Here is a 12,155-nt window from a genome sequence, read left to right as displayed (position 1 = left end):
CGACCGTGGCGGGTGAGTCCAAGGCGAAAGTCATTCCGCTGCATGGCAATTCGGGCCGTGCAGCGGCTCAGCGGCGTAATGCCGCACGAGCGCAGGGCTCGCGCCGACATCCCTCGCAGCTGTCGGATCCGGTAGCCGGGGCCTCCGCCGAGGAGATCGCCGCCGTCGTCCGCGAGTTCGACGAGCACCGCGGAGGCGTCGCGGGCGCACCGCCGGTCGACCAGACGCCCACCGAACTGGCCAAGCAGATCGCCTCGGTCGGCGAGTTCGTGCGCAAGCGGATGACGGGTGAGTACACCGTCGACGAGTTCGGGTTCGATGCCCACCTCAACAACGCAATCTTTCTGCCTTTGCTGAGAGTCTTCTTCAAGTCGTGGTTCCGCGTCGAGGTCAGCGGGATCGAGCATCTGCCCGAAACCGGCGCCGCGCTCGTGGTCGCCAACCACGCCGGCGTGCTGCCGTTCGATGGGCTGATGACGTCGGTGGCGGTGCATGACCACCACCCTGCCCAGCGCGACCTGCGCCTGCTCGCCGCCGACATGGTGTTCGACCTGCCGGTGGTCGGTCAGGCCGCCCGCAAGGCCGGCCACACCATGGCCTGCACCGCCGACGCGCATCGGCTGCTGGCCGCGGGTGAGCTGACCGCGGTGTTCCCCGAGGGCTACAAGGGCCTGGGCAAGCACTTCAAAGACCGCTACAAGCTGCAGCGATTCGGTCGCGGCGGTTTCGTGTCGGCGGCGCTGCGCACCAAGGCGCCCATCGTGCCGTGCTCGATCGTCGGGTCGGAGGAGATCTATCCGATGATCGCCGACGTCAAGCTGCTGGCCCGGTTGCTCGGCCTGCCGTACTTCCCGATCACCCCGTTGTTCCCGCTGGCGGGTCCGGCGGGCATGGTGCCGCTGCCGTCGAAATGGCACATCCAGTTCGGCGAACCGATCGAGACCGCGGATTACGACGAGTCGGCCGCCGACGATCCGATGGTCACCTTCGAACTCACCGATCAGGTGCGCGAGACCATCCAGCAGACGCTGTACCAACTGCTCACCCAGCGCCGGAACACGTTCTTCGGCTGAGCGCGCGAAAAGCCGCTAGCTCTACGAATTACTTTTGCTTGGCAATCATTTTCGCGATTGCCTCGTCGCGTGCGGCCGCAATGCGCTGGCTCACCTCGTCGGCTTCGGTGTCCGACTGCGCCTCGCCCATGACCGTGACGACGCTCGTCAGGATGGGGTTGCCGTCGGCGTCGGTCACCTCGCCGCGCACCTCGGTGACGATGGCGCCGTGCGATTCGGTGACCGAATCGAGGTAGGAGTCGAAGAACAGCTTGTCGCCGGCCAGGATCGGGCGGTGGAACGTGATCTTCTGGTCGCGGTGCAGGACCCGCTCCATGTTGATCGGCACGTCGAACTGGTTGAAGATCTCCAGCTGAACGCGCCGACCGGCGACGGCGAGGAAGGTCAGCGGTGCGATCAGCGAGTCGTAGCCGTACTCGGCGGCGGCCTCTTCGGTGAAATGCGCGGGGTGCTCGTCCTTGACCGCCTGTGCGAACTCACGGATCTTCTCCCGGCCGACCTCGAAGTAATCGGGATACCGGTAGTGCGTTCCGATGATGTTCTCTGCGATTGCCATACCTGAACTGCTCCTCGGGTGCGCGCGCTGCCGTCTCTCCTCGTCGGAGTCAGCGGCGCGAGCCTATCAGCGGGTCTGGGCCACCGCCGCGACCAGAGCGGCTCGTCAGCGGCCCTCCTGGCGGCGGGAGACCACCGCAGCCAGCGCCCCTCCGGCCGCGCCGAGCGCCAGCGCCGACGGCACACCGATGCGCGCGGCCTTGCGGGCGGTGCGGAAGTCGCGGATCTCCCACCCCCGCTCACGGGCCAGGTCGCGCAGATCGGCGTCGGGGTTGATCGCCACCGCCGTACCCACCAGGGAGAGCATCGGCACGTCGTTGAAGCTGTCCGAGTAGGCCGTGCAGCGGCGCAGGTTGAGGCCTTCGCGGATGGCCAGCGAGCGCACCGCGTGCGCCTTGCCCGTGCCGTGCAGAATGTCGCCGACCAGCCGCCCGGTGAACACCCCGTCGATGGATTCGGCGACGGTGCCCAGCGCCCCGGTCAGGCCCAGCCGCTTGGCGATGGTCGCGGCCAGTTCGTACGGGGTCGCGGTGACCAGCCACACCTGCTGTCCGGCATCGAGGTGCATCTGCGCGAGCGCGCGGGTGCCCGGCCAGATCTTGTCGGCGATGATCTCGTCGTAGATCTCCTCACCGACCGCCATCAGCTCGGCCGTCGAGCGCCCCTCGATGAAGGCGAGCGCCTTACGACGGCCCGCGGCCACATCCTCGCTGTTCTCGCGGCCGGTCAGCTGGAACTTCGCCTGTGCGTACACGAAGCGCGCGATATCGCCGTAGGTGAAGTACTTGCGGGCGGCCAGGCCGCGGGCGAAGTGCAGCAGCGACGAGCCGTGCACGAGGGTGTTGTCGACGTCGAAGAACGCCGCCGCGGTCAGGTCCGGGGGCGGTGCGGGTGGCGCCGTGGCGGCTTCGGCCATGAGGTCGGTGACGGCCGCCTCTGCGCTGGCCTCACCCGCAAGTTGCTGTTCAGCAGCTTCGCGGTCGCCGTTTCGAGACACAGATCAACCCTAAGTCACGCAGGTGGAGATACTGGCGAGGTGGAGCACCGGGTGGAGTTGCTGACGCGCGACGGTTGCACGATCTGCACGGCGGCGGCGGCCCAGCTCGCGGCGCTGGCCGACGAACTGGGCTTCACGCTGACCGTCACCGATGTCGACGCCGCCGCGGCCGCGGGTCATTCCGGGCTGCGCGCGGAGTACGGCGACCGGCTCCCGGTCGTTCTGCTCGACGGCAGCGAGCACAGCTACTGGGAGATCGACGAGCCCCGCCTTCGGGCCGACCTGGCGAAGTGACCGTCCGTTTCCGCGCGAAATTGCGTTCCAGCAGGCCTCCAATCGTGATTTGGCTGCTGGAACGCAATTTCGGCGATAATGGTGGGGAATTTGGTGAGCTAACTGTTCAACGACTACCTTGGATGACGTGGTGATGAAGCCGTGAGCGTGCTGCTTTTCGGGGTTTCGCACCGCAGTGCGCCGGTGTCGGTGCTCGAGCAGCTGAGCACCGACGAGTCCGATCAGGCCAAGATCGTCGACCAGGTGCTGCAGTCCTCCCTCGTCACCGAGGCCATGGTGCTGTCGACCTGCAATCGCGTGGAGATCTACGCCGTCGTCGACGCGTTCCACGGCGGGCTGTCGGTGATCGGCCAGGTGCTTTCCGAGCACTCCGGCATGAGCCTCAACGACCTGACCAAATACGCGTATGTGCGGTACGCCGAAGCGGCCGTCGAGCACCTGTTCGCGGTGGCCTCGGGCCTGGATTCCGCCGTCGTCGGAGAACAGCAGGTGCTCGGCCAGGTGCGCCGCGCGTACGCCGCCGCCGAGGCCAACCACACCGTCGGACGCACCCTGCACGAGCTCTCGCAGCGCGCGCTGGCCGTCGGCAAGCGGGTGCATACCGAGACCGGCATCGACGCCGCGGGCGCGTCGGTGGTGTCCGTCGCGCTGTGCACCGCCGAATCCAAGCTCGGCTCGCTGGCCGGCCGCACCGCGGTGGTCATCGGGGCGGGTTCGATGGGCTCGCTGGCCGCCAAACACCTGACCCGCGCGGGCGTCGAGCGCATCCACGTCGTGAACCGCAGCCAGCCGCGGGCCAAACGGCTCGCCGCCAACGTCCGGGAACTGGGCGTCGACGCGCACGCCTTCCCGTTCGATCACCTGCCGCCGCTGCTGACCGATGCCGATGTGGTGGTCTGCTGCACGGGAGCGGTGCGCCCGGTGGTCTCACTGGCCGACGTGCACCGCGGCCTCGCGCACGGTCAAGAGCCCAAGCAGCTGGTCATCTGCGATCTCGGCATGCCCCGTGACGTCGACCCCGCCGTGGCCGGTCTGCCCGGCGTCTACGTCGTCGACATGGAGCGCATCCAGCGCGAACCGGCGGCCCGCGCCGCGGCGTCCGACGCCGAAGCCGCCCGCGCGATCGTCGCCGCCGAGGTCGCCAACTACCTGGCCGGGCAGCGGATGGCCGAGGTCACCCCGACCGTCACCGCGCTGCGCCAGCGCGCCGCCGACGTGGTCGAGGCCGAGCTGCTGAGGCTGGACCACCGCCTGCCGGGCCTGGACGCCATCCACCGCGACGAGGTCGCCAAGACGGTGCGACGGGTCGTTGACAAACTCCTGCACGCGCCGACCGTGCGCGTCAAGCAGCTGGCGAGCGCGCCGGGCGGAGACAGCTACGCTGAGGCGCTGCGCGAGCTCTTCGAGCTCGACCAGCAGGCCGTCGACGCCGTCGCCGGGCCCGAATTGCCTTTGATCGCACCAGATCTCGATAAGGCCGAGTAACGCTTGACTGTAATTCGGATAGGCACTCGCGCCAGTCTCCTGGCGACCACTCAGGCCGGTACGGTCCGAGACGCGCTCATCGCGAACGGACATGCGGCCGAGCTCGTCCCCATCTCAACCGAGGGCGACCGCAACCAGGGCCCGATCGCCGAGATCGGCGTTGGCGTGTTCACCGCGGCCCTGCGCGAAGCCATCCACGACGGCCGGGTGGACGCCGCCGTGCACTCCTTCAAGGATCTGCCTACCGCGGCTGACGCCCGCTTCGTCATCGCCGCGAGTCCCCCCCGCGAAGACCCCAGGGACGCCCTGGTGGCACGCGATGGGCTGGTGCTCGGGGAGTTGCCGCCGGGTTCTTTGATCGGCACATCGAGCCCGCGCAGGGCGGCACAGCTTAGAGCACTGGGTCTCGGTTTGGAAATCCGCCCCCTAAGAGGCAACCTGGATACCAGGTTGAACAGGGTTAGCAACGGTGATCTCGACGGCATCGTAGTCGCACGGGCGGGACTGGCCCGCATCGGGCGACTGGCCGATGTCACCGAGACTCTCGAGCCGGTGCAGATGTTGCCAGCGCCGGCTCAAGGTGCGCTCGCGGTCGAGTGCCGCGCAGGCGACACCGAGCTCGCTGCGCTGCTGGCGGAGTTGGACGACGCCGACACACGCGCCGCGGTCACCGCTGAACGGGCCCTGCTCGCCCGACTGGAGGCGGGTTGTCACGCACCGGTGGGCGCGATCGCTGAGGTGGTCGAGTCCATCGATGAGGACGGCAACGTCTTCGAAGAGGTGTCGCTGCGCGGCTGCGTGGCGGCACTGGACGGATCCGACGTGATCCGCGCGTCCGGCGTCGGCACGACCGACCGGGCCCGGGAGCTGGGGCTCTCGGTGGCCGAGGAGCTGTTCGACCTCGGGGCGCGCGAACTCATGGCGGACGCCAACTGAGCTGTAGAGCGGAGTGACTGAGATGACAGGCCAGACCAGCGGGCGGGGGCGCAAGCCGAAGCCGGGCCGCATCACGTTCGTCGGCTCGGGTCCTGGCGACCCGGGACTGCTGACGACGCGGGCCCACACGGTGCTCGCCAACGCTGCCTTGGTGTTCACCGATCCCGAGGTGCCCGAAGCGGTACTGGCCCTGGTGGGTTGCCAACTGCCGCCCCCGTCGGGGCCCGAGCCGGCTGAGGCCGCCGACAACGGCGAAACCTCGGCTAAGGAAGCACCGACCCTGCCGGGCGGACCGGATATCCGGTCGGCCGTCGGCGATCCGGCCGAGGTGGCCAAGACGCTGATCACCGAGGCCCGCACCGGGGTCGACGTGGTCCGGCTGGTGGCGGGCGATCCGCTGTCGGTGGACGCCGTGATCACCGAGGTGTCGGCGTTGGCGAAGTCGCACCTGAACTTCGAGATCGTGCCGGGCCTGCCGGACACCACCGCGGTGCCCACCTACGCCGGCCTGCCGCTGGGATCGGCGCACACCGTCGCCGACGTCCGCGACCCCGACGTCGACTGGGCCGCATTGGCCGCCGCGCCCGGCCCGCTGATTCTGCACGCGACGGCGTCGCATCTGCCCGATGCGGCGCGCACGCTGATCGAATACGGGCTGACCGACACCACGCCACTGGTGGTCACCGCCAACGGCACCACCTGCCAGCAGCGTTCGGTCGAGACGACGCTGGCCGGGCTGCTGGACAAGGCCACCCTGGCGGGCTCCGAGCCGGCCGGTCCGTTGGCCGGACCGCTCGTGGTGACCATCGGCAAGACCGTGGCCAACCGCGCCAAGCTGAACTGGTGGGAGAGCCGCGCCCTGTACGGCTGGACCGTGCTGGTGCCCCGCACCAAGGACCAGGCCGGTGAGATGAGCGAGAAGTTGGTGGGCCACGGCGCGCTGCCGATCGAGGTCCCCACCATCGCCGTCGAGCCGCCGCGCAGCCCCGCTCAGATGGAGCGCGCGGTCAAGGGACTGGTCGACGGCCGGTTCCAGTGGGTGGTGTTCACCTCCACCAACGCGGTGCGTGCGGTGTGGGAGAAGTTCAACGAGTTCGGTCTCGACGCCCGGGCGTTCTCGGGTGTGAGGATCGCCTGCGTCGGCCAGGCCACAGCAGACCGGGTGCGGGCGTTCGGCATCAATCCCGAGCTGGTTCCGGCGGGTGAGCAATCGTCGCTCGGCCTGCTCGACGAATTCCCGCCGTACGACGACGTTTTCGACCCGGTGAACCGCGTGCTGCTGCCGCGCGCCGACATCGCCACCGAGACGCTGGCCGAGGGTCTGCGTGAGCGCGGCTGGGAGATCGAGGACGTCACGGCGTACCGCACGGTGCGCGCCGCGCCGCCGCCTGCGCACACCCGCGAGATGATCAAGACCGGTGGTTTCGACGCGGTCTGCTTCACCTCGAGCTCCACGGTGCGCAACCTGGTCGGTATCGCGGGCAAGCCGCACGCGCGCACCATCGTCGCGTGCATCGGGCCCAAGACTGCCGAGACCGCAGCGGAATTCGGTCTGCGCGTCGATGTGCAGCCCGAGGTGGCCGCGGTCGGACCGCTGGTGGAGGCGCTCGCCGAGCACGCCGCCCGGCTGCGGGCCGAGGGCGCACTGCCGCCGCCGCGTAAGAAGAGCCGCCGCCGCTGACCGCAACACCGAAGGTGGGTTTGCATGGGCTTTCCTAGGCATCGCCCCCGCAGGCTGCGCACGACTCCGGCGCTGCGGCGACTCGTCGCCGAAACCACCTTGGAGCCACGGCAACTCGTGCTGCCGATGTTCGTCGCCGACGGTATCGACGAGCCACGTCGGATCTCGTCGATGCCCGGCGTCGTCCAACACACCCGCGACTCGCTGCGCCGCGCCGCGGCCGATGCGGTCGCCGCCGGTGTGGGTGGCCTGATGCTGTTCGGCGTGCCGCGCGACGCGGACAAGGATCCCACCGGCTCCGTCGGCGTCGCCGAAGACGGCATCCTCAACGTCGCCCTGCGCGACCTGGCCAGTGACCTCGGCGACGACACCGTGCTGATGGCCGACACCTGCCTCGATGAGTTCACCGACCACGGCCACTGCGGAGTCGTGGACGCGTCGGGCAGGGTCGATAATGACCTGACCAACAAGCGCTACGTGGAACTCGCTGTGGCGCAAGCGGATTCAGGGGCACACGTGGTCGGACCGAGCGGAATGATGGACGGCCAGGTCGCTGCGATCCGCGACGGGCTGGACGCCGCCGGGCACACCGACACCGTCATCCTGGCGTACGCCGCGAAGTTCGCCTCGGGTTTCTACGGGCCGTTCCGGGAAGCGGTGGGATCGAGCCTGCGCGGCGATCGTCGCACGTACCAACAGAATCCGGGCAACGCGCGCGAGGCGTTGCACGAGGTGGAACTCGACATCGACGAAGGCGCCGACATCGTCATGGTCAAGCCCGCGATGGGCTACCTCGACGTGGTGCGCGCGGCCGCCGACCTGTCGCCGGTTCCCGTGGCCGCCTACCAGGTCTCCGGTGAGTACTCGATGATCAGCGCCGCAGCCGCCAACGGCTGGATCGATTTGCAGACGGTGGCTCTGGAGACGCTGACCAGCATCCGGCGGGCCGGGGCAGACATCGTGCTGACGTACTGGGCGGCCGACGTCGCCGGTTGGCTGGCGTGAATCCCGAACCGCAGGGCCGACCGGATGAGGCCGGCCAGCAGCCCGAGTCGGGTGGCCGCCCGGACGACGTCGACACCGGCTTCTGGCTCTGGGTGGTCGCGGTCGTCTTGATGGTCGTCGGCCAGGTCGTCGACCTGCTGGTCAGCGAACGCGCCGACGGTCTGCCCGCACCGGTGCTGGCCCTCTCGGCGGTGTTCATCGTGATCGTCGGTGCCGTGGCGCTGACGTTTCAATTCCTGATGCGCCAGGGTTACCGGTGGGCCCGCACCGTGCTGACCGGCGCAGGTGTCGCGGCGGTCGTGTACGCCGTGAGCAGCCTGTTCGGCGAGGAGCGGCCGCCGGCGGCCGCGCTCGCCTACGCCGTCACCGCCATCCTCGGCTCGGTGCTGATCGTGGGCGGTGTGTACCTGCTGCACCGTAAAGACGCCAACGACTACTTCACGCGGTGACCCGATAGGCTGACCCGACCATGACCGCTCCTGCGCCGCGAGCCCGCGTCGTCACCGCCGCCTTCTGGTGCTGGATCGTCGCCGCGGTGATGTTGATGCTGGGCGGGCTGATCGCCGCCTCGGTCAATCTGCCGCCGCTGTTTCGCGGCGCGGGGGTCCTCACCGCCGTCGCCGGCGCGGGAATGGCGTTCCTCGCGGGCCGCAGCCGCGCGGGTGATGTCCGGTTCCGCCGCGCCGGCGTCGCGTTGGCGCTGACCGTCGTCGTGTTCGTGGTGCTGCTCGCGATGCGCGGCGTCGTGCACATCGTGACGGTGCTCGCGGTGCTGCCCCTGCTCGCGGGCGCCGTCCTGATCACCCGGCCCAGCGCGAACGCGCAAGAGGAAGCGACGTGACCGACAAGCAGACCGCGCCGCAGGTTTTGTTCTACGAGCAGGGCGCCAGTTGGTGGTGGTTGGCCGCCGGCCCCGGTGCGGCGATCGCGATGGGACTGATCCAGGCGTCAGCCGGCTACGGGTTCCAGTGGGTGGTTCCCGGGATGTTCCTGGTGCTGGTCAGCGGCTTCCTCGCGATACAGGTCAAGGCCGCCCGTATCCACACCTCGGTCGAGTTGACACCCGAGACGCTGCGGCAGGGCACCGAGCGCATCAGTACCGACGAGATCGTCCGCGTCTATCCCGATGCCACCGGTTCCGAGTCGCCGAAATGGCAGTCGGCGCGGGCGCTGGGCGAGCTCACCGGTGTGCCGCGCGGCCGCACCGGTATCGGGCTGAAGATGACCAATGACCGCACCGCGCAGGCTTGGGCCCGTAAGCATCAAACGCTGCGGCAGACGTTGACCCAGCTCGTCGAAGAGCGCATTCCGCCGGCATGACGGTCCGCGCAGCGCTCGAGCTGGTGCTGGCCGTCGCCGCCGCGGTGGGCAGCGTGCTGAGCTGGCTTGCGGCCAAGACGACGGTCGCGGTCGCGCCGGTGCTCGAAGGCGAACCGCAGACAACCTCGGTCGAGTACAGCGCGCCGATGATGGGGCTCGCGCTGCTGCTGGCGGCGGTTGCCGGAGTGTTCGTGGTGCTGGCCATCGCGCATTGGCGCCGCGATCGGCGCGCTGCTTCTTCGCCCCGCGAGTGACCGCGTTTGCCCGGTGACACGCCGAGCGATCCCGTGCAAAACAGGTCGCTCGCGGGGAAGTGAGAGGCCGCTCACAGCCGCTTGGTACAAAGTGCAAAATTTGTAACACTGTGTCACATGACCGAATTGGTGGAGACAGACAGGCCCGTCGACGATGCGCTGCCGCTGGGCCCGCAGTCGCTGGTGTGGCGCTACTTCGGGGACAACCGGATGTACCTGATCGGGCCGCGCCCCGCGGTGCTGCAGAACATGCTGGCCGAACTCGGCCAGGGCGTGCTCGACCACTCGGTGTTCTTCGACGACACCGCCGCGCGGGTCAAGCGCTCGCTGCCGCCGATCTTCAACACGGTCTACGGCTCCGATGAGGACCACCCGGGCGCCCAGGTGCGCGACTTCCACACCGACATCAAGGGCAAGATGCCCGACGGCGCCCGGTACCACGCCCTGGATCCGGAGACCTACTTCTGGGCGCACGCGACGTTCGTCGAACAGGTGCTGTACTTCGCCGACACCTTCGTCAAGCGGCTGAGCCGCGAGGAGAAGGAGCAGATCTACCTCGAGTCCAAGACGTGGTACCGCCGCTACGGTGTGAGCGACCGGCCGATGCCCGCCACCTACGACGAGTTCGAACGGTACTGGGACCGCATGCTCGACGAGATCGTCGTCGCACACAAGACCGCGGTCTACGGCGTCGGCTACGTCACGAAGGGTTTCCCGCGCCCCAAGGGTGTCCCCGCGTGGGCGTGGAAGCCGATCGCGCCGGTGTTCAATCCGCTCGCGGCGTTCCTGACCACCGGCGGCCTGCCGCCCCGCGCGCGCGAGCTGCTGCAACTGCCGTGGAGTGAACGCCAAGAGCGCCGCTACCAACGGTTCGCGGCGCTGTGGCGGTCGCGCCCGGTCAACTGGGTGTGGGATCGTCTGCCCATGAGTTGGCGCTACAACAGCTACGCCCAAAAGGGTTATGCCCGGGCCTGACCCGGCCAACGGGCCCGATTCGTCGCCCGCGACGGGGCCTGATTCGTCGCCCGCGACGGGGCTTGATTCGTCGTCCGCGACGGGGCCTGATTCGTCGCCCGCGACGGAAGCCATCCTGGACGCCGCCGTCATCGAGTTCGAGCGGCACGGCTTCCGGCGGGTCGCACTCGACGACGTCGCCCGGCGCGCAGGCGTCAGCCGGACCACGATCTACCGCCGGTTCGCCAACCGCGACGAGCTCGTGGCCGCGGTGATCGAACGCGAGAACATCGCGCTGTTCGCCGACATCGCCGAAGAGGTCAAACGGGTTGGGCCGCAATCGAACTATTACGTCGAGGCGTTCACCCTGTCGATCCTGAAGTTCCGTCGCCACCGCGTGCTGTACCGGATACTGACCGACGATCCCGCGCTGCTGCTCGAACTGGCCCGCACGCACTACGACGCCGCGATCACCCGGATGGCCGCAGCGTTGCGGGTGATCTTCCCCGCTGGATTCGCCGAGCGGATCGGCGAGGAGGCCGTCGAGGAATTGGCCGACACGATCCTGCGGTATGCGGTGATGGTGTTGCTGCTGCCCAGCTCCCAGCCTCTGGAGTCCGCCGACGACATCCGCGCTTTCGCTCGCAAACACTTCCTTCCCAGCCTGCCCACCGCTTTGCGAACCGTGCCCACCGGTTAGGCGAACTGCGTTTCGTATTTCGGCTCTCCGGGCAGTCATGGTCCATGACCAGCGAACAAGGCCAGGAGAACGAAGGGTTCATCGAGGAGCAGCGCAAAGCCGAACCGGAGACCGACGAACACCACCAGGTCACCAGCGAGCAGGAAACGCCGCCGCCCACCGAGAAACCCGAAGTGACCGACGAGCATCGGGAAAAGGCCAAAGAGATGCACAAGGCCTACGAAGAAGAGAGGCCGACCACGAAGATGCCGGGCAGCGGTGGCGCCGTCGCGGGTACCGCGGTGAACGACTGGCTCGACGATGACGGAAACCCGAAGTTCAGCAAGGAATCTGCGGGCAGCGAAGCATCCGAGGGCAGCGGCACCTGATTGTCCGAGCGGTCGCGTGCCTACGCTAGGCAACCGTGACCTCTCTGGAGCAGATCGCGCCGGCGTTCATCGACATGGCCCACTCGATTGTGTGGGCCTCGGTCGCCACTGTCGACGCGAACGGCCGGCCGCGCACTCGCATCCTGCATCCGTTCTGGGAGTGGGACGGGACCGATCCCCTCGGCTGGATCGCCACCGTGCCCTCTCCGGTGAAGAAGAACCACCTCGCGGTGCACCCGGAGGTCTCGGTGAGTTACTGGACCACCAATCACGACACGTGCAGCGCGGAGTGTCTGGTCGAGTGGTACGTCGACGACGAAACCAGGGCCGCGGTGGGAGAAGTTCGCCACCGCCCCTGCACCGGTGGGCTACGACCCTCGGATCATCCCGATGTGGCAGGACGGGCCGACCTCCGAGCAGTTCGCCGCGCTGCGGTTGGCGCCGTACCGCATCCGGGTCATGCCCGGGACGGTGATGACGAAAGGTGAAGGCGCACCGCTCACCTGGTCGGCGTGAATATCGCGTACCGGTGC

General features: G+C 68.6%; 15 protein-coding genes and 1 pseudogene. 14 read left to right on the top strand and 2 right to left on the bottom strand.

Annotated elements, in window-relative coordinates; translation table 11 throughout:
• The first annotated feature begins 5 nt into the window (after positions 1-5).
• Entirely contained in the window at positions 6-1,073 is a 1,068-nt protein-coding gene (locus A5790_RS07005) for a lysophospholipid acyltransferase family protein (RefSeq protein ID WP_066842196.1), read from the top strand.
• A gap of 28 nt (positions 1,074-1,101) precedes the next feature.
• Here the strand turns inward: A5790_RS07005 and A5790_RS07000 are convergent, their stop codons facing one another.
• Together A5790_RS07000 and A5790_RS06995 are read right to left on the bottom strand one after the other, a co-directional pair.
• Positions 1,102-1,629: a MaoC family dehydratase N-terminal domain-containing protein gene (locus tag A5790_RS07000; RefSeq protein WP_066842194.1), complete on the bottom strand. Its 528-nt coding sequence runs from the start codon at positions 1,627-1,629 to the stop codon at positions 1,102-1,104.
• Positions 1,630-1,734: 105 nt separating this feature from the next.
• Positions 1,735-2,544 (bottom strand): HAD family phosphatase, encoded by an 810-nt coding sequence (locus A5790_RS06995; protein WP_231987631.1) that lies wholly within the window; start codon positions 2,542-2,544, stop codon positions 1,735-1,737.
• 120 nt (positions 2,545-2,664) lie between these two features.
• Here A5790_RS06995 and A5790_RS06990 point away from each other — a divergent pair, with 120 nt between their 5' ends.
• From A5790_RS06990 to A5790_RS06930, 13 genes and pseudogenes are all read left to right on the top strand, one after another.
• The gene (locus A5790_RS06990) at positions 2,665-2,919 is read left to right on the top strand and encodes a glutaredoxin family protein (RefSeq protein WP_066842192.1); all 255 of its coding nucleotides are present in this window, start codon (positions 2,665-2,667) and stop codon (positions 2,917-2,919) included.
• Between the two features lie 141 nt (positions 2,920-3,060).
• Positions 3,061-4,404: a glutamyl-tRNA reductase gene (locus tag A5790_RS06985; RefSeq protein ID WP_066842190.1), complete on the top strand. Its 1,344-nt coding sequence runs from the start codon at positions 3,061-3,063 to the stop codon at positions 4,402-4,404.
• Positions 4,405-4,407: 3 nt separating this feature from the next.
• Positions 4,408-5,340 carry a hydroxymethylbilane synthase gene (gene hemC / locus A5790_RS06980; protein WP_064399682.1) on the top strand — a complete coding sequence of 311 codons (933 nt, stop codon included), beginning with the start codon at positions 4,408-4,410 and terminating at the stop codon, positions 5,338-5,340.
• A gap of 22 nt (positions 5,341-5,362) precedes the next feature.
• Complete coding sequence (locus A5790_RS06975) at positions 5,363-7,021, top strand: bifunctional uroporphyrinogen-III C-methyltransferase/uroporphyrinogen-III synthase (protein WP_066842184.1); 1,659 nt, start codon at positions 5,363-5,365, stop codon at positions 7,019-7,021.
• A gap of 24 nt (positions 7,022-7,045) precedes the next feature.
• Positions 7,046-8,026: a porphobilinogen synthase gene (gene hemB / locus A5790_RS06970; RefSeq protein ID WP_066842183.1), complete on the top strand. Its 981-nt coding sequence runs from the start codon at positions 7,046-7,048 to the stop codon at positions 8,024-8,026.
• Positions 8,023-8,475 (top strand): hypothetical protein, encoded by a 453-nt coding sequence (locus tag A5790_RS06965; RefSeq protein ID WP_066842182.1) that lies wholly within the window; start codon positions 8,023-8,025, stop codon positions 8,473-8,475. Before hemB ends, A5790_RS06965 begins: the two co-directional genes overlap by 4 nt.
• 20 nt (positions 8,476-8,495) lie before the next feature.
• On the top strand, positions 8,496-8,867 hold the full coding sequence (locus A5790_RS06960) for a hypothetical protein (RefSeq protein WP_066842180.1): 372 nt from the start codon (positions 8,496-8,498) through the stop codon (positions 8,865-8,867).
• Complete coding sequence (locus A5790_RS06955) at positions 8,864-9,346, top strand: DUF3093 family protein (RefSeq protein ID WP_066842178.1); 483 nt, start codon at positions 8,864-8,866, stop codon at positions 9,344-9,346. Before A5790_RS06960 ends, A5790_RS06955 begins: the two co-directional genes overlap by 4 nt.
• Positions 9,343-9,600, top strand: a complete 258-nt coding sequence (locus A5790_RS06950) for a hypothetical protein (RefSeq protein WP_066842176.1) — start codon at positions 9,343-9,345, stop codon at positions 9,598-9,600. Before A5790_RS06955 ends, A5790_RS06950 begins: the two co-directional genes overlap by 4 nt.
• Positions 9,601-9,717: 117 nt before the next feature.
• Positions 9,718-10,575, top strand: coding sequence for an oxygenase MpaB family protein (locus A5790_RS06945; protein WP_066842174.1), 858 nt, complete (start codon positions 9,718-9,720; stop codon positions 10,573-10,575).
• Positions 10,562-11,254, top strand: a complete 693-nt coding sequence (locus A5790_RS06940; RefSeq protein WP_082961615.1) for a TetR/AcrR family transcriptional regulator — start codon at positions 10,562-10,564, stop codon at positions 11,252-11,254. The genes A5790_RS06945 and A5790_RS06940 overlap by 14 nt, the downstream gene beginning before the upstream one ends.
• A gap of 44 nt (positions 11,255-11,298) precedes the next feature.
• On the top strand, positions 11,299-11,622 hold the full coding sequence (locus A5790_RS06935) for a hypothetical protein (protein WP_064419912.1): 324 nt from the start codon (positions 11,299-11,301) through the stop codon (positions 11,620-11,622).
• A gap of 35 nt (positions 11,623-11,657) precedes the next feature.
• Positions 11,658-12,138: pseudogene (locus A5790_RS06930) on the top strand (pyridoxamine 5'-phosphate oxidase family protein).
• Positions 12,139-12,155 lie beyond the last annotated feature (17 nt).

This window comes from Mycobacterium sp. 852002-51152_SCH6134967, from assembly GCF_001667105.1.
Lineage (GTDB): Bacteria > Actinomycetota > Actinomycetes > Mycobacteriales > Mycobacteriaceae > Mycobacterium > Mycobacterium neumannii_A.
The sequence above is the reverse complement of the archived record's forward strand: the minus strand, read 5'-3'. Positions and strand labels throughout refer to the sequence as shown.

Coding starts and splice junctions, on each gene's coding strand:
- hemB (WP_066842183.1), top strand. CDS start 7,046: ATGGGCTTTCCTAGGCATCGCCCCCGCAGGCTGCGCACGACTCCGGCG.
- A5790_RS06950 (WP_066842176.1), top strand. CDS start 9,343: ATGACGGTCCGCGCAGCGCTCGAGCTGGTGCTGGCCGTCGCCGCCGCG.
- A5790_RS06975 (WP_066842184.1), top strand. CDS start 5,363: ATGACAGGCCAGACCAGCGGGCGGGGGCGCAAGCCGAAGCCGGGCCGC.
- A5790_RS06935 (WP_064419912.1), top strand. CDS start 11,299: ATGACCAGCGAACAAGGCCAGGAGAACGAAGGGTTCATCGAGGAGCAG.
- A5790_RS07000 (WP_066842194.1), bottom strand. CDS start 1,629: ATGGCAATCGCAGAGAACATCATCGGAACGCACTACCGGTATCCCGAT.
- A5790_RS06960 (WP_066842180.1), top strand. CDS start 8,496: ATGACCGCTCCTGCGCCGCGAGCCCGCGTCGTCACCGCCGCCTTCTGG.
- A5790_RS06940 (WP_082961615.1), top strand. CDS start 10,562: ATGCCCGGGCCTGACCCGGCCAACGGGCCCGATTCGTCGCCCGCGACG.
- A5790_RS06945 (WP_066842174.1), top strand. CDS start 9,718: ATGACCGAATTGGTGGAGACAGACAGGCCCGTCGACGATGCGCTGCCG.
- A5790_RS06995 (WP_231987631.1), bottom strand. CDS start 2,544: ATGGCCGAAGCCGCCACGGCGCCACCCGCACCGCCCCCGGACCTGACC.